This is a genomic window from Dermabacter vaginalis (assembly GCF_001678905.1).
GTDB lineage: Bacteria > Actinomycetota > Actinomycetes > Actinomycetales > Dermabacteraceae > Dermabacter > Dermabacter vaginalis.
This window is the reverse complement of sequence record NZ_CP012117.1, coordinates 1,595,248-1,612,040: the sequence shown is the minus strand read 5'-3', so window position 1 is coordinate 1,612,040 and position 16,793 is coordinate 1,595,248. Positions and strand designations below refer to the sequence as shown.

Annotated in this window: 9 protein-coding genes and 1 pseudogene; 8 read left to right on the top strand and 2 right to left on the bottom strand. The window is 57.3% G+C overall.

Annotated features, from left to right (window positions below; all coding sequences use genetic code 11):
* The first annotated feature begins 6 nt into the window (after positions 1–6).
* Together DAD186_RS07040 and DAD186_RS07035 are read left to right on the top strand one after the other, a co-directional pair.
* Positions 7–396, top strand: a complete 390-nt coding sequence (locus DAD186_RS07040) for a hypothetical protein (RefSeq protein WP_034373810.1) — start codon at positions 7–9, stop codon at positions 394–396.
* A complete protein-coding gene (locus DAD186_RS07035; protein WP_052126958.1) occupies positions 393–794 on the top strand; it encodes a helix-turn-helix domain-containing protein in 402 nt (133 codons plus the stop codon). The genes DAD186_RS07040 and DAD186_RS07035 overlap by 4 nt, the downstream gene beginning before the upstream one ends.
* A gap of 887 nt (positions 795–1,681) precedes the next feature.
* Here DAD186_RS07035 and DAD186_RS07030 read toward each other — a convergent pair.
* Positions 1,682–2,053, bottom strand: a complete 372-nt coding sequence (locus DAD186_RS07030) for a hypothetical protein (protein ID WP_034373804.1) — start codon at positions 2,051–2,053, stop codon at positions 1,682–1,684.
* A 139-nt stretch (positions 2,054–2,192) separates the two neighbouring features.
* Here DAD186_RS07030 and DAD186_RS11315 point away from each other — a divergent pair, with 139 nt between their 5' ends.
* The 6 genes and pseudogenes from DAD186_RS11315 (at position 2,193) to DAD186_RS11150 (ending at position 10,252) form a co-directional block, all read left to right on the top strand.
* Positions 2,193–2,522 (top strand): glutaredoxin domain-containing protein, encoded by a 330-nt coding sequence (locus tag DAD186_RS11315; protein ID WP_052126957.1) that lies wholly within the window; start codon positions 2,193–2,195, stop codon positions 2,520–2,522.
* 519 nt (positions 2,523–3,041) lie between these two features.
* A protein-coding gene (locus tag DAD186_RS07015) for an IS3 family transposase (protein ID WP_157457048.1) occupies positions 3,042–4,258 on the top strand; the annotation gives its coding sequence in 2 pieces (ribosomal slippage) (positions 3,042–3,303 and positions 3,303–4,258; 1,218 coding nt in all).
* A 542-nt stretch (positions 4,259–4,800) separates the two neighbouring features.
* Positions 4,801–6,017 (top strand): IS3 family transposase gene (locus DAD186_RS07005; RefSeq protein WP_157457048.1). Its coding sequence is split into 2 segments (ribosomal slippage): positions 4,801–5,062 and positions 5,062–6,017, totalling 1,218 coding nucleotides; the frame shifts between segments, so codons are not numbered across the junction.
* A gap of 105 nt (positions 6,018–6,122) precedes the next feature.
* Positions 6,123–6,599 (top strand): hypothetical protein, encoded by a 477-nt coding sequence (locus DAD186_RS07000; protein ID WP_034373797.1) that lies wholly within the window; start codon positions 6,123–6,125, stop codon positions 6,597–6,599.
* Positions 6,596–7,600, top strand: a pseudogene (gene mobF, locus DAD186_RS11310) (MobF family relaxase); the annotation flags it as partial. The gene DAD186_RS07000 and the pseudogene mobF, both read left to right, overlap by 4 nt.
* Before the next feature lie 372 nt (positions 7,601–7,972).
* Positions 7,973–10,252 (top strand): ATP-dependent DNA helicase, encoded by a 2,280-nt coding sequence (locus tag DAD186_RS11150; RefSeq protein WP_236886225.1) that lies wholly within the window; start codon positions 7,973–7,975, stop codon positions 10,250–10,252.
* A 61-nt stretch (positions 10,253–10,313) separates the two neighbouring features.
* Here DAD186_RS11150 and DAD186_RS06990 read toward each other — a convergent pair whose 3' ends face one another.
* A complete protein-coding gene (locus DAD186_RS06990; protein ID WP_065248065.1) occupies positions 10,314–16,790 on the bottom strand; it encodes a DEAD/DEAH box helicase family protein in 6,477 nt (2,158 codons plus the stop codon).
* Positions 16,791–16,793 lie beyond the last annotated feature (3 nt).

Here is a 16,793-nt window from a genome sequence, read left to right as displayed (position 1 = left end):
GAAACAATGCCTGCAACCTACTTCACCCGTGGACGTGGCCACTCACGCCGAGGACAAGAAGCCCGCGATAACGGCGCGCTCCCCTGGAGCCAGCTCCCCGCGAGCTACCGGCGAGGCCTCACGAGCGCCCAAGCGAAGGAGCTCGACATTTCTAACGAATGGCATCATGCGGGAAAGTATGCGACCGAAGTTTACGTTTATTACCCTGAGGCGGTCGCGGCGTATTGGGACACGCTCGAAGCGCGCGGCTACACCGCGAAAATGATCCGCGCTAATTGGGACGCTATTAGCCACCGCACCATGCGAGGCCTAGAGGACGAGAACCTTTGGCACGCTTTGCACGAGGCCACGAACGCGGCCATGGACGCGGTGGACGAGATCCTGGAGGAAGAATGACCCCTGCAACTCTCGCAACGCTCCGCGAGGCGCTTGGACTCACGCACGAGGACGTTGCGCGCCTCGCGGGCGTGAGTCCGCGCACGGTACGGCGCTGGCAGTCCCCCGTGGGTGATGTGTCCATCCCGGATGATGTTGCGGAAGTGTTGTGGGGGCTAATGGAGTGGGTTACTGACACCGTCGATAGCGCGGTTGAGGGTGTTGAAGCGTTGATCCAACAACAAGGTCACGAGCCTGAGGTTATCGACTTGACGCGGTACGTGGATGCGGACTCAGCGGAACGCGCGGGCGTAACCGTGCCCCATAGCGTTCACACTGCGGCGGTTGCTCAGATCGCCCGTGAGCTGCACGCGGCCGGAATTGATGTCGCTGTGCACTATTCGCCGGTAGAGCCATAACTCTCGGGTTTACCGTGGTCATCGAGTGAGTGAGCGCCACAACCGCGTCAAAGGTAATTGCTACGCCACCCCTCGCGAAGAGGCTTGTCGCCTTGATGGTGTCGCCAGGCCATCGTCTCTTTTTGTGTACTTCGAGATACTACGCACGCATGAGGATCTTGAGGAGGTGGACGAGCATTCCGATATGCCCCTTGAGTGGATGTAGCGCGTGCTGGTGATGCAGTTGGGTCCGGTAGTGACGAAGGTGCACCCGGACCCTACACTTTACTGCCGCGCCCCGCTTCGCGGCGCTTGCCCTCGAAAAGATCTATCGAAGGCTCCCATGATGGTTGAGTGATCCATGTGGACTACCAGCACACACTGCGGCCCGCACAAACTTCCGAGCCGTGGTCACCCCACACACTTTTAGAGCAACCCCACTTATCCCCGCAACTGAACCCCGTTTCGACAACCGACCTTGCCAACTGCACCACCGACGAACGCCTCAAGGCAAGATGCATAAGCCTCTCCCGAGGCACCTCTAGCGCTGCACTTGCCTACATGCCTCCCAACACTCATGGAGAGGCTTGCGCGCCATTCATCACTACGTTCCCCAGGGACACCAAAGTCCGCACACACCGGCACCGTCCAGGTGCATAAGTTGGTACCAAAAGACTGCCGCGCCCCGCTTCGCGGCGCTTGCCCTCGAAAAGATCTATCGAAGGCTTCCATGATGGTTGAGTGATCCATGTGGACTACCAGGACATCTTGCGGCCCGCACAAACTTCCGAGCTGTGGTCACCCCAACCAATCATTCGAAACCACCACCCCGCACCTTGCAAGCGTTAAACAGTAAACCGTCCGCCACGCCTTATCGCGATATGACGGACGGTCACTATTCCTACGCCTTACTTAGCGTTGACAACCTTCGCGACATCGAGAACGAGAGCACCTTCCTCTGTGATGGAGTGCGGTACCTGCGCAGTCGCATACACCGCTCCAAGGCCACGCGCGGCGCGCATATGCGTCATCACCTGACGCAGCATCACCATTCCGCTACCGCTTTTCTGAATCGTCAACGAGTAGGTATCCTCCGCGCTCTCCGACGGCACTAGCATCACTTTCGCTGCATCATCGTCGAAGAACAACTTCACCTCCTTGACGTCACCCCACTCCCGCATGAGCGCGCGATTAATCGTCAAGTGTCCTCGCTTGGACACCGTCGCCTTCGGTTCATTACTGCTCAATCGCGTACGCGGAAGCACCTGTTGAAAGCCCATCGACCTCTCCTTCAATTCTCATCGTTCGGTCACCCATCACCGAACTTTCCACACTCCCGCTAACCCCTTCTACAGCTAGAACCCGCCCCACCACTAACGCCACAGCGATATATGGGTGAACCAGCGAAAGGACTCACCCATGTACACCCCACCTGACACAGTCACCGTATGGACACTCCCGTCTTGCATCCAATGCACCGCTACCAAACGCACGCTCGACAAGTACAACGTCCCCTACACTGAGCGCTCCGCTACCGAACTCACTGACGAACACAAAACTGCCCTAGAGGCAATCTACGGCGACACCATCTACGCCGCCCCAATTATCGAAACCCCCAACAGCGAGGTATGGACCGGCCACCGCCCCGACAAACTCGCCCAATTCAAACCTAAGCCCAGCCCGAGCGCACCACCGACATCCCCTGCACCCACACTCGGCACACCCACAACATCACCCCGCCTCCACTAACCCTCCTCACACCGCGAAGGGGCGAGACATATACACGTCTCGCCCCTTGTCTTTCGCTCCTCACTGCACCGCCCAACTCATCTGATCGTGCAACACTCCGAACCACAACAACGCCACCACAGTCATAACGTTGAACCCCCACAGACACAGCCTCAACACGAGCAACCGCAATTGCGCTGCTGCACGCTGACGCGGATCGGGATCCCCAACCACAACAGCCCTACTCGCCACCCGCACAATCTTCAACGCAACCCAACTCCCAATAATCGCCCACACCATCTTCGGCCAATGCACGTACCCCCACTGCACGTACCACACAAACAACCGCCCCACCGGCCCATACGTGGCCACTGCCCGATCTACCGCCGCCACTCTCGTCTCCTCTCTCGCCCTGGCACCTCCCGGCTGCCTGCATGGTCACTTATTCGCCACCGCCTGCCGTGAGTCCTCTACACCCCTTGAGGTTACCCTCGTTTAGTGGACACCCTATTAGTGCGGATCTTGTGTCCGTAGGAGAGGATGTTCATTGTGAGTCAACAGCGCAAGAAGTACACGCCGGAGTATCGGCGTGAAGCCGCGAACCTGGTAATAGAGTCGCGGCGTCCGATTGCTCATGTGGCTAAGAAGATTGGTGTGTCCGCCGGGCTTTTAGGCCGGTGGGTCAAACTCGAGCGTGAGCGCCGAGGAGCATCAGATGGGATGAGCGAGGCTGATCTTCGTGCTGAGAATGCTCGTCTTCGTCGGGAGCTGGCTGAAGCCAAGATGGATAACGAGTTTTTGTCAAAAGCGACAGCCTTCTTCGCTGCGAAGCAACGCGAGCAGAAAAGTTCGAATTGATGCAGCAGGAGAAGGCGAACTACAGCATCAAGCGCATGGCACGGCTTTTAAAAGTGTCTCGGTCTGGATACTACAAATGGGCCCATACGCAGCAGAAGCGACTATCGGGCGAAGATGATCGTGCAGCATTTTACGATGATGTTGACCGCAAGATTCACCGGATTTGGAAAGACTCCGATGAGGTTTATGGTGCGCCGCGGATCACCGCAGAACTTGCCGAGCGCTACCACATTGCGCTTAACCGTAAGACTGTGGCTAAACGGATGTGCATGATGGGGATTGAGGGGATTTCACCGCGGGCCTTTGTCCCGGTGACAACGATTCAAGCTAAGCGTAAGTCCACGCTTCCTGACCTGGTCAAGCGCATGTTTGATACTGGTGAGCTCAACCGGGTGTGGATGTCAGATATTACCTACTTGCGCACCGGTGAAGGCTGGTTGTACTTGTGCGCGGTCCGCGATGGCCATTCCCGCCGGGTGCTGGGCTGGGCTATGGATAGCGTTCAAGATACTTCCCTGGTCGAGCGAGCCCTGCGGATGGCGCACACGTTGCGTGGTGACGTTCCTGATGGGCTGGTGTTTCACGCTGACCGCGGAGCTCAATTCACTAGCGAGCAGCTCTGGGAGGTTTGCCGCAGCCTGAGCATTGCTCAGTCCGTGGGGCGTACTGGTGTGTGCTTCGATAACGCGATGGCTGAGTCGTTCTGGTCGACGCTTAAAACCGAGTTCTACGACCGTAAGCGCTGGACGACCCGTGATGCTGCACGCAAGGCCGTTGCCTACTGGATTGAAGTCGTCTACAACCGTCGACGCCGACATTCCGCACTCGGTATGGTCAGCCCCGTCGACTTTGAGAACCAAATTGGTCTAATCACTAGCAGAAAAGGAATAGCTGCCTAACCACTAGGTAGCTCCACTACGTGTCCACGATTTGCGGGTAACCCCACCCTCACCGTTGCACCCGCGTGAGACATTTAAACTTCTGCACCTCTGCTACTTCGTTCGTCTAGCTCTTCTTCATCGCTTCTTCTCTCCCTTCTCCCATCCTTCCTCTCACTCGTCTCCTCCTCCCACGTCTTTCCTTCGACTCTGCCTGCCCACACCCCCCAACCCCCACACAACAAACACCCCCACACAACAAACACCCCCACACAAAAACACCCCCCACAAAAAACAACTCCCACACAAAAACACCCCCCACAAAAAACAACTCCCACACAAAAAACAACTCCCACACAAAAAACACCCCCCACAAAAAACAACTCCCACACAAAAAACAACTCCCACACAAAAAACACCCCCCACAAAAAACAACTCCCACACAAAAAACACCCCCCACAAAAAAATAGAAACAAACACCCCCACGGACGTCTGGCACCAATTGAGGTTACCCTCGTTTAGTGGACACCCTATTAGTGCGGATCTTGTGTCCGTAGGAGAGGATGTTCATTGTGAGTCAACAGCGCAAGAAGTACACGCCGGAGTATCGGCGTGAAGCCGCGAACCTGGTAATAGAGTCGCGGCGTCCGATTGCTCATGTGGCTAAGAAGATTGGTGTGTCCGCCGGGCTTTTAGGCCGGTGGGTCAAACTCGAGCGTGAGCGCCGAGGAGCATCAGATGGGATGAGCGAGGCTGATCTTCGTGCTGAGAATGCTCGTCTTCGTCGGGAGCTGGCTGAAGCCAAGATGGATAACGAGTTTTTGTCAAAAGCGACAGCCTTCTTCGCTGCGAAGCAACGCGAGCAGAAAAGTTCGAATTGATGCAGCAGGAGAAGGCGAACTACAGCATCAAGCGCATGGCACGGCTTTTAAAAGTGTCTCGGTCTGGATACTACAAATGGGCCCATACGCAGCAGAAGCGACTATCGGGCGAAGATGATCGTGCAGCATTTTACGATGATGTTGACCGCAAGATTCACCGGATTTGGAAAGACTCCGATGAGGTTTATGGTGCGCCGCGGATCACCGCAGAACTTGCCGAGCGCTACCACATTGCGCTTAACCGTAAGACTGTGGCTAAACGGATGTGCATGATGGGGATTGAGGGGATTTCACCGCGGGCCTTTGTCCCGGTGACAACGATTCAAGCTAAGCGTAAGTCCACGCTTCCTGACCTGGTCAAGCGCATGTTTGATACTGGTGAGCTCAACCGGGTGTGGATGTCAGATATTACCTACTTGCGCACCGGTGAAGGCTGGTTGTACTTGTGCGCGGTCCGCGATGGCCATTCCCGCCGGGTGCTGGGCTGGGCTATGGATAGCGTTCAAGATACTTCCCTGGTCGAGCGAGCCCTGCGGATGGCGCACACGTTGCGTGGTGACGTTCCTGATGGGCTGGTGTTTCACGCTGACCGCGGAGCTCAATTCACTAGCGAGCAGCTCTGGGAGGTTTGCCGCAGCCTGAGCATTGCTCAGTCCGTGGGGCGTACTGGTGTGTGCTTCGATAACGCGATGGCTGAGTCGTTCTGGTCGACGCTTAAAACCGAGTTCTACGACCGTAAGCGCTGGACGACCCGTGATGCTGCACGCAAGGCCGTTGCCTACTGGATTGAAGTCGTCTACAACCGTCGACGCCGACATTCCGCACTCGGTATGGTCAGCCCCGTCGACTTTGAGAACCAAATTGGTCTAATCACTAGCAGAAAAGGAATAGCTGCCTAACCACTAGGTAGCTCCACTACGTGTCCACGATTTGCGGGTAACCCCACAATGCGTCCGGTTGGACAGAAGGTGACGTCTAGACGCCGGCGTCTGCGATGGATGGGTATGAACGAATCTTCCAGTCCCAAGGTGTGCGTGGTGTGCTCAACGGAGCTGTGTGGCAAGCAGGAGCGCTATTGCTCTGCCCGCTGTAAGAACACGGCGACGAAGCGTCGCTACCGAGAGCGTGTGCGTAATGGCGAGACGATGCCTCGTAAGAAGGTCGCGCAGCTGATTGCGGAGAAGTATGGGCCGGACTTGCGGCGGGTTGAGGTCCGTAACGATAAAGAAACTCGCGTGGCGCATGAAGAGTTAGCGCGAGTCGTTCGCGAGCGTGAGCATTTTAAGGATCGTGTGTATCGGCTCGAGTATGAGCTTGAGCGTGAGCGTAAACGGTACGAGCGTGAGTATAAGCGCGCACGTCTTTTCGCACAGTCGTACGTCGTTCTCGTGAAGCACACGGGCACAGGCGATGTAATCGCGAAACCGCTTCGCGAGCGCCTCGCACCGTATCTCAAGAGTGGAGAAAATCCGTGGGCATGAACATCACTCCAATTTCATCTGCTGACTACGTCCAAAGCACAGTCGCGAAAGCCGACGGTGCAACTCCAGCGGCAATGGCCGAGGGCGGCCTCACCGCTTACTACACCGTCGAAGGAAACCCCCCAGGGCGATGGTTAGGCAAAGGGTTAGACGGCATTGAGCGAGAGTATGGCTCAATCATTACAAGTAGCGATGCTGTGAATGTATGGCAGCACTTTCGCAACCCCTCAACCGGGGCAATTATGGGACGTCCACGACGAGATGTACGAACCGTGAACAACGACAACCAACTCGCTGACTCCACCAAACAAACAAAACGTGACGTCTCAGGCTTCGACCTCACCTTCACAGTTCCCAAAGACGTCAGTATTCTCTGGGCACTGGGCGACGCAGAGTTGCAGCGCACAATAGCCGACGCACACCATGCCGCACTAGACGCAACAGTGACCTATATGGAGGGCAACGTTGCACAGACCCGTGCCGGTCATGGCGGTGCCGTCGCCGTTCCAATTAAAGGTCTCGTTGCTGGAGGCTGGGACCACTGGGACAACCGCGAAGGTGAGCCACACCTACACACTCACTTGCTACTAGCTAACCGTGTTCAACGAGCAAGCGACGGCAAATGGGTCACGCTAGATTCGCGCGCACTGTTCAACAACGCCGTGCACGTCAGTGAGTTGCACCAGAACCTCCTCATGGATGAACTCACGCGACGCCTCGGAATTGAATGGGAAGAACGTACCCGAGGTACGACAAGAGCTGTTGTTCCGGATATAAAAGGCATGCCCGCCTCGTTACGGGCAGAGTTCTCTAGTCGCGATGCGCAAGTGCGTGCCCGTGAAGATGCCGCCGTGCAAACGTACATAGAGCGTTATGGACACGCACCTTCGAGAAAGGTTCGCGCCGGACTGCACTCGGCGGCATGGAGAGCGACACGTAAGGCGAAATCAAAAACGGTTATGCCATTGTCTGATCGGTGTTCGCAGTGGCGGGCTGATGCACAAGCGGCGGGTGTCAACATTGACGCACTGATAGGCACTTGCACTGATAGGGACTACGCTACCCCCCTCACTCGCGTAACGGCACATGATGCCCACGAGGTGATCGCTACACTCACCGCGCTGAACATAACCGAACACACCCGTACCGATACAGAAGCAGGCGCAGCCGACTCCCTTTCGTCGGTTGCAGAGCAGATTGAAAAAGACCTGACTAAGACACGTTCAACATGGACACGGGCGAACATTCGTGCGGAAGTGGAACGCATGACAAGGATGGTCCGTGCTGCATCGCCAGATGTCCGTGAACGCGCCTCGCAACTCATCACTGAGGCCGTCATTGAACGGTGTATTGCAGTCACTCCAGAACGATACGTGGTCAACACTGACGACCCGCGCCTGTCGCTACGAGGCACCAGTGTCTTCGACGACGACACACGCAGCGTATTCACCTCCAGCACTGCCCTCGAACGTGAGAACAGACTTGTCGCGGCATTAACAACTACGGGTGTATGGAACCCCCCGGAGTCACCCACAGTGGAGAAGCTGATCGAAGAAGTGAACGCCGCACAAAAAACCACACGCGGGTACTCCCTGGCCGAGGACCAGGAAGCCGCTGTGCGTGCCATCATGACGGACACGAGCCGGATGAGTGTCCTCATTGGTCCAGCAGGCACCGGTAAGACGACAACCATGTCGGCATTGAAGAACGTATGGGAGCACGAACACGGCACTGGTTCACTCCTCGGCGTAACAACGAGTGCTCAAGCAGCACATGTCCTGTCCGAAGAACTCGAAGCACCAGCACACACAATCGCGAAGTGGCTTTACGAGAGCACTGTAGGAAACACCGACCGACGCACCGAGTACGACTCACTCATCGACGCCCTAGAGAACGATCTTTTGTCGCCAGCCACTCGGCGCGCGTACCGGCGACGTGTCGCTGAACTCGCCACCACCATTGATAGTTGGACACTCCACGCCGGACAGATGCTTGTCGTCGATGAAGCCTCGATGGCCTCCACCACGCACCTCGCAGAACTTACGGCACAGGCCGATGCCGCAGGGGCGCGGATTCTCCTTGTCGGCGACCATCGGCAGATCGAAGCCGTTGAGGCTGGCGGCGCACTTTCCCTCCTAGCCGACCACGGCCCCGTTCACGAACTCACGAGTGTGTGGCGATTCCACCACAAATGGGAAGCCGACGCGTCACTGCTTCTCCGCGATGTTAGTGACCAGCAAGACGCTCACGATGTTCTCGCACTTTACGAGGCTCACGAACGCCTCCACGGTGGCGCCGACGACGAACTTCTGGAACAGGCATACCTTGACACACGCCACGCGTTGGACGAAGGCCGCTCAGCCCTCATAATCGCCTCCACCAACGCTCTCGTTGATGAACTAAACCAACGCTTCAGCCATGACTTGCGCCTCGCCGGCAGAATCGACGCTGCGCGTACAGCTTTGCTTCGCGGCGATCGCGACGCCGGGGTAGGGGAGAGGGTCCTAGCCCGCTCCAATGACCGCACCATTGTTGATACCGACGGCGACTTCATACGAAACGGCACACTCATGACCGTCACTTCGATTCATAACGACGGTTCAATCACGGCAGTTAGAGAGGACAACAACGCCACCATTCATTTATCCGCGTCTTACCTACGCGACCACACCGAGCTGGGATACGCCACAACTGCCCACCGATGCCAAGGCGCCACCGTAGACGAAGCGCGAGTTGTCATCCCCTCCCAAGACCCCATTGCCTCAGAACTCCTATACGTGGCAATGACTCGAGGCCGCGACCTCAACGCCGCTTACATAGGGGAAGCCGCTAGCGCTACTAGCGCTTCTCCCGCAACCGGACTGCGCGTAGCTGACGAAGAAACACCCACATGGCGCGAGCGATTCCAACAAATGGCACAAACACACGCCGCCGAAACCAGCGCCACCACAGCACTCGGCAACGCCCGTGAGGACGCGAACAACCTTCAACGCCTCACTTCCGAGTACGCCTACCTCCTCACCCTCGAAAACCACCAACCCCAAATTGACACTCTCGCAGCAAACCTGCACGTCCTGCCTGATGCACTTGAAGAAAGTCTTATCCTCCCATCCCTTTTCGCGGCCTACCGTGCCGCCGATGCACACAACCCCACTGCAACACACAACGCCCTCACAACGCCCGTCACCGGCGTAGATCCCACTGATGTAGACGCTTCACTCAAGATCATTGCCCACCGGCTACGAGCGCTTACCCCGAATGATCCACGCGGCCACGCCTTGCCCGGAGGACTCCCACTTCTCACCGACCGCGCCGACCATGATGTGCACCAGCTAGGGGACCAAGTGCACTCTCGTATTCACGACCGCATTACCCAACTCTCAGCCACAGCTCCAGGCGAGGCCTGGGCGCGCACCTGCCCACCCCACCTTCACACGGACATTGCCATCTACCGCGACCTCTACCGTGTACGCACAACAACCCCACTTGGGCCGGAACCACCCGCACGCGACACACAACAACACGCCCACTGGCACTACTTAACTACTGCCCTCGCCACCACCAGCGAAGCCCTCCCGGTCTCGACGCACGCACCCACGACCGAGCCACACCTGCACACCGACTCCCACCCCCAACCGAACCGCCCGCAGTAATAACAACGAAGAAAAAAGGGGCCGGACAACCTCACGGTTGCCCGGCCCCACACCACAAGCACTACATGTTCAACCCGTTCCTCGGACCCTCCATGCCAGGATCAGGGACATCATGACCAGGCACACCCGGCAAAGGCGAACCTGACTTCTTCTCCAAATCGCTCTCACCTCGCGTACCAACGGGAGTGTCATTACGCAAGACCCACTGCAATTCCGTAATATCCGCCCGTTCTGTTACCTCCCACACTTGTTTATAACTCCTCCCCGTAAAATACGACTCAGCTTCACCGCTCTCATATTCGAACTCGAACCCATGTTGACCACCAGCCATCGGCCTGCATGTCGCAATTTTCGGTTTTCCAGAGCGAGTGAACGCTATGACGGAACGAACCTCACGGTTACCGGTATCGAACTCGGTATTCACGCCCGCCTCCTCCACGGACCCATAGACGCTCCTAAGTCGTTCTGACGCACCGAAACTGCGATCCCACCGATTCACGACCGGGATCATCCTCGGCTCCGGAACGGAGGCAGTCACTCGTTGACCATCATCCGTCCTGTACCGAACGTTATATTTCGTAATTAGGTTATTTGGATCCACTTCTTGAACAGTCACACACTCGTCCGAAGGCGTACCATCGGTGAGATCACTCAGGCGCACTCGGTCACCCGGCATTAGCCTCCCAACTTTTACCTCCCCAACTATGTCCGCAGTGATGGCCTCACCCGCATAGCGGGGTGAAGCAGTATCGAACACCAGGTCTGATGGATGCAGTTCTTTGTGGCCCATCTCTTCGAGCACCTGTTGGATCGACCGCACAAACCGAAAGCCGTAACCGTTCTCGGCATACTCTTCGTCGAACGGCGCTTTCAGTGGCAGCTTCTCTCCGGTCTCCGCGTGGTACATCGCCGTCACCGTTTCACCGCTCATTAATTCGTTGTGTGTGAGCTTATTGCGCACTCGCGCACGCCCCCGCAGGTCCTCCTCCGTGTACGCCTCTGGCTGCAAAATCATGGTGGGGGTATGCCACGTGCTACTCAGAAGGATGTGCTCGTTGATCTTGTCGCTGGGTCCTGTGATCTCGAAGTCAATGCCCGACTCGAGCTGTCCCGCTTTCCGTGTGATCGTGCGAGCCTCCACGCAAGCGCCGTCCACGTTCAGCACGACGAGGCTCCCTGGTTCTATAGCTTCGAAGTTTCGTCGGATAGCCGCGTGCGCATCCCTTTTCGCCGCACGTTGCTGCCACTCAGTCAACTGACTAAATTGCCGCGCAATGAGCTTGCCCGTGTGGAACGGGGCCACGAACCGTTGGAGTCCATTCGAGGTGCCGTCCTCTCGCATGAGAACGTTTTCGGGATCCTCCGCCGCAGGATCTTTCACGATCAACGGCCCACCACTTTTCTCGAAGAGGAGCAGGTCCCCTTTCTTCGCGTTACGTGCCGTCATCTCATAATTCTTCGTGGTATCGGGACGCACTTCCATCAGTTCGTTGGCGTAGACAAGCCAGTCCTCGACCACCGTCTCGTCCATGTCGCTGTCTAGTCCGAGGTGCTTATCAATATCGGCCAACTCATTTTTGAGGGCGTCTAGGCGTTCGCGTTGCTCGAAACTGCTGCTAGCGATGTGCGCTTCAATGTCCTCGATCCGGTTCTCTGAGTGGGTAATACTGTTCTGGTTTTTGGCAATCGTGTTGTCGATGTTCTTGAACACGTTGCGCATACGCTGCACGACGTCGGTCTTACTGATCCTGTCGATCTTCGGCTCGAAATCGCACATGACTGTGGGAGCATCCGTTGCTTCGACGAACCACCTGTGTACTCCGCCCCTGACATGAATCTTCAACCCGTCGAGCCTGCCCAAATCGACGCTGCCGCCTTCGAGCAACATCTGCCGGTTATCTAACAGTGTGGCAGTGATAGCGGCCTTGGCCTCTCCGGCAGTTTCAAAGGACTCGCCGCGCGCATTAACGTAGCCCAGCTCCTCGCGGATCAGTGGCCTGATCTTTTCGCGATCCGCAATGACTTTTTTACTCTGCTCAATACCTGCGCGCAGGCTCTTGACTTGGGACCGTTCTCGTAGACTCTGGCTCCGGTACGCCTTCTCTAGTGCCTCCAGCTGCTCCAATTCGCGCATCACTTCTTCGCGCCGCATTACCATCGGGTCACCCGAAGCAATCGCGGCGATCGCGCCCGCACTCAGCGTCACCTCATCGTCTTCCTGTTCGACGGTGCGGCTAGCTGCGTCGCCGTTCATGATCTGACTGATGAACTTGGCTTTTCGATGAATCGTTTGCCATAGCAACTGATCGAACGACTCGATAGTGACATACCGACATTCGGTCACATCCGTGTTCTGATTACCCTGACGGAATACACGCCCGTTACGCTGCTCCAAGTCAGCCGGACGCCACGGCACATCCACATGGTGAATCGCCGTCGCGCGCTTTTGGACGTTCACACCCGTGCCCATCTTGTCGGTTGAACCGATCAGGACGTTCACCTGCCCGCTACGGCAGCGCTCGAACAGTTCGCCGCGCGCAGCATCATTGTCTGCATCGTGAATGAACGCGACGCTATCTGGATCGAGGCCACGCTCGACGAGGTTGTCCTTCATTACTTCGTAGAGGTTTACCGTACTCGAACCGTCGGGCACACCACGGTCGCAGAAAACAATCTGGAGGCCACCCGCTACCGGTTCGACTTCGCCGTTGGCGTCGGTGTATTCGCGGTCCTTCGTTTCCTCGTGAATGTGCACGATCTGTTCGGCCACGTCGGCGAGCCTCCCGCCGTCCTCATCCGCGTCAAGACCAACGAGGCGCGGGTCGATAGACAAAAGTTTGCCTTCGTTGTTGATCTTGAGCATGTTGTCCAGGCTTTGATCCTTAGGAAGGTTATTGCTTCGGCTGGCGAGTTCTTCGATCTTTTCACGTGCTTGATCAGACAAGTCCCGCGTGATTATTGTCGGCTCTCCTCCCGTGATATTGGGTAGCGTGGCCGTGATGTCATCGCGCGTGACCGTGGACATGAATGCCTGGGCTGTACTCATTAGTTCCGGTACGTTCACGAAGCTACGCACGCGGTCCTTCATCTTCCATGTACCGCCAGCGGTTGGCTCGAGCTGCGACGCTGAGCGGGCGAACGCACGGCCCCATTCTCGAAGGCTCGACGTTCCCTGTGCGTTGAGTAGGTCGGGCCGCAAGTACCGCTGCATCACCCACATCTCCGAAAGGGAGTTTGCGACCGGAGTACCTGTCGCGAACACCGCCACGTGTGGCACATAATCTTCGTGCCATGTCCCATCACGCCGTGCGACATCTTCACGAAACTCGCGGAGCACTTCCAGTTTCATTTCGAGGTCTGCGGCCTTTTGCGAGCCGGAATGCGCCAGGTCTGCAACATCCGAGGCGCGTGCGAGATTCTTATAGTGGTGGGCTTCGTCCACCATGAGGAAGTCGCAGCCCGTCTGCTCGAACGTGAGACCCCGGTCTTTCTTCTCCATGAGCCGGTTCAACTTTGTCTCGAGGTTCGCAATATCCGTGTTCAAACGCTTCACCAGGCGTTTGCCATTTGCTGTACCAGTGTCAATGGTGGACGCTGTTTCTCTCATTTCCTCGATCTTCGTGTTCATCCAGTTCGCTTGACGCGACGGATCAACACCCATGAGGGTGAACACCGACTGCGGGCACACAACTAAATCCCAGTCCTGCCCTGCACTGCGGGTCATCCACATCTGCCGTTCTTTCGGTGACTGGCCTGTAGGGATTGACATGACCTTCGCGTTCGGATACCACTGTGTTGCCTCGCGAGTCACCTGCTCTACCAAGTGATTAGGCACGACAAGCCACGGCTTACGTGCTTGGCCTGTACGTCGCAGCTCCATTGCGCCCATAAGCATCGTGCCCGTTTTGCCTGCCCCCACAACATGGTTCAACAACGTCGTCGGCTCATTCACGATGCGCGCGACCGCTTCACGCTGATATGGGTGAGGGATAAACTCGTCCGAAAGGCCTGGCAACGCTAGAGCGTCACCCAATCGTCCGTAATCGGCACTTACGTACTGATTGAAACGATAGTTCCACTCGTGCTCGATCTTCTCGCGCAGCTGCGGCTGATCAAGCACCCACTTGCTGAACGCTTGCACAATACTGTCCATCTTTGCGCGCGCGAGCGCCGTTTCCTGCTCATCCACCTTCGGCTTATCCGAGTCTCTGGTTGTGCGGATGATGACGCTACGTTGGTTCATTACCGATTCCAGCAAGTCCGAGGGCTTACGGTGCTCGGTCCCGTACTGGTGCAGAACTGAGTCTCCGAACGCTTTACGTGCGGGCGCGGTAACCTTCCACTCGCCACTTTCCGCCGTCAACTCAATCTTCAGCTCCACACCACCAAAGGTTTCCGTAGCGAACCGCTCATAAGCATGCTCGTCCAAGACGCTCAGGCCGGGATAAAGATCGATGTCTTCGATAGCAATCCACTCAGGCAGCACAGCTTCGAGCGCGTCAACATTCGCATTGAACCGAGAATCATGCTTCGCTGCTTCTCGGGCCTTTACAAGCTTGTCGCGGACGTTCCCTGACAGGTAGTGCGTTGCAACTTCCAGTTCCCCAGTTGCCGGTTCGATGAACGCTGTGCCAATGATCTGCTCTCGGACTTCTTCTTCACTCAGCTCGAGCAACTGCCCGATGCGTGACAGGTCGATACGCTGATACTCGTCCATGCTGATAGCCACGGCATCCTGCATTGTCTCGGCCCTGCGGTCCTCCAGGCGCGCCGACACAATATCCTGCGTGAAAATCATTGACTTCGTTGCACTCTGAGTTTCTTCGTCGAAATTCTCCAGCCCAATGAGCTGGCCGAGGAACGGGTCAGTGCCCAGTGCCGCTAGATGCTTTTGTGTCTTGCGCACGTCAGTGAGGTCAGTGATGGCCTCCTCGCGCCACTCGTCGCGCTGAGCACTGCTTGGCTCCATTTCTTTAACGTCGGCCGAGCTATACCCACTTTGCTTCAAAGACGTGTGCCACTCATCCGTGCGCTTCTTGACGTACTTGTCAATGGCGCGTTCAGAGGGCTTGCGCGTGGACTGGGTGAAACGGTTGATCGGGCCATACTGCGCGGTGTACCGGTCGTAGGCTACGTTGAGAATGTGGCGCGCTTGTTCGCGTTCGTTCTCGGTGCTGTCTTTATCGGACTGACTTTCCACGACACTACGGGCAGCGTCACGCACTTCCATGAGGGCCAGTGTTTCTTTCATGGCGTTCTTGCGAACACCTGCGTCTTCCCACTCAGTGCCCGTCCACCTCACGATACGCCCGACACTTTCGTCCACCTGCGAGAGCTTGCGCACATCGACGAACATGCCCATGACGGGCTTTTGCTCCTCCGGCACCGGCACGTATAGACCTGGCTCCACGTCCGAGGCGTCAATATCGAGGTTCGTGTCGCGTTCCCGCACTGGCGAGGCGTTCGCGCGCATCTGGAACAGCAACTGCTCCTCGACTCGCTCCGCGAGGGGAGTGCCGCTCTCATCCTTCACTACAAGCGTGGGACCGAATTGGCCCGACCGTGTTGTCATTTCCCCCAGCACTCGTTCTGGGTGCTGGGCAAAGAATCTATTGACCGCGACGCCTTCAGTTAGCTCCTCCGTGCCCGCCCACGACAGCTTCGCCATGTCCGGCACGGCAATATCCTCATCGTGGCGTTGGAACACCAAAATGTCAGTGTTGACACTTGTGCCTGCCACGTCCTTAAATGCGTCCGTTGGTAGGCGAACGCCCGCTACAAGCTTCCCGAGCTTGGCCATCTCCGTGCGGGCCTTCGATCCTCCCGCGTCCATCGTGAAACCGCTTGTAATCACCGCAACCAGACCACTGGGGCGCGTCGCGGCCAACGACTTCACAATGAAGTGGTTATGGATAGTCAAGCGCTGCGGGTTGTGTTTCGAATCCAGAAGCGTGAATTTGCCGAATGGCACGTTGCCAATGGCTGCATCCACACCATTCTTCGGCAGAAGAGTATTCTCGAAGCCCTCGTTACGCACCTGCTGTTTCGGGTGGAGATAGTGCGCTACGCGCGCTGTAAACGGATCAAGCTCAACGCCAATCATCCGCGTATCTTCCGGCGCTGTCGCCATGAACGTGCCCGATCCACACCCCGGTTCGAGTACACTCGCGCCCGCGCCAAGTCCGAACCTCGTCAGGGAGCGCCACATCGCGTCAGCGATCTTTGGGTCAGTGTAGTGCGCGTTCAGCGTGTTGCGCTCAGCCGCGCGATACTCGTCCGCCGTGAGTACCTCGCGCAACCGCTCGTGCTCCTCATGCCACCCCTCCCGGTTCTCGAACACATGGGGGAGTGCACCCCACCCTGACCACGCCGCGAGGACTCGCTGCTCCTCACTTGTCGCGGCCCGCTGCTCACGCTCCAGCTCGTGCACCAGCTCCACCGCTGCAAGATTCGCGCGGAACCTCGCTTTCGCCCCAGACGGAACTGCCAACTCGCTCGACCGGTACTCCGCACCGTCGCTTACGTCGGCAGCGCTCATGAG

What these genes read in the sequence shown, in the direction of transcription:
- DAD186_RS07040 (WP_034373810.1), top strand. Translation starts at nt 7, where the DNA reads ATGCCTGCAACCTACTTCACCCGTGGACGTGGCCACTCACGCCGAGGA.
- DAD186_RS07035 (WP_052126958.1), top strand. Translation starts at nt 393, where the DNA reads ATGACCCCTGCAACTCTCGCAACGCTCCGCGAGGCGCTTGGACTCACG.
- DAD186_RS07030 (WP_034373804.1), bottom strand. Translation starts at nt 2,053, where the DNA reads ATGGGCTTTCAACAGGTGCTTCCGCGTACGCGATTGAGCAGTAATGAA.
- DAD186_RS11315 (WP_052126957.1), top strand. Translation starts at nt 2,193, where the DNA reads ATGTACACCCCACCTGACACAGTCACCGTATGGACACTCCCGTCTTGC.
- DAD186_RS07000 (WP_034373797.1), top strand. Translation starts at nt 6,123, where the DNA reads ATGAACGAATCTTCCAGTCCCAAGGTGTGCGTGGTGTGCTCAACGGAG.
- DAD186_RS06990 (WP_065248065.1), bottom strand. Translation starts at nt 16,790, where the DNA reads ATGAGCGCTGCCGACGTAAGCGACGGTGCGGAGTACCGGTCGAGCGAG.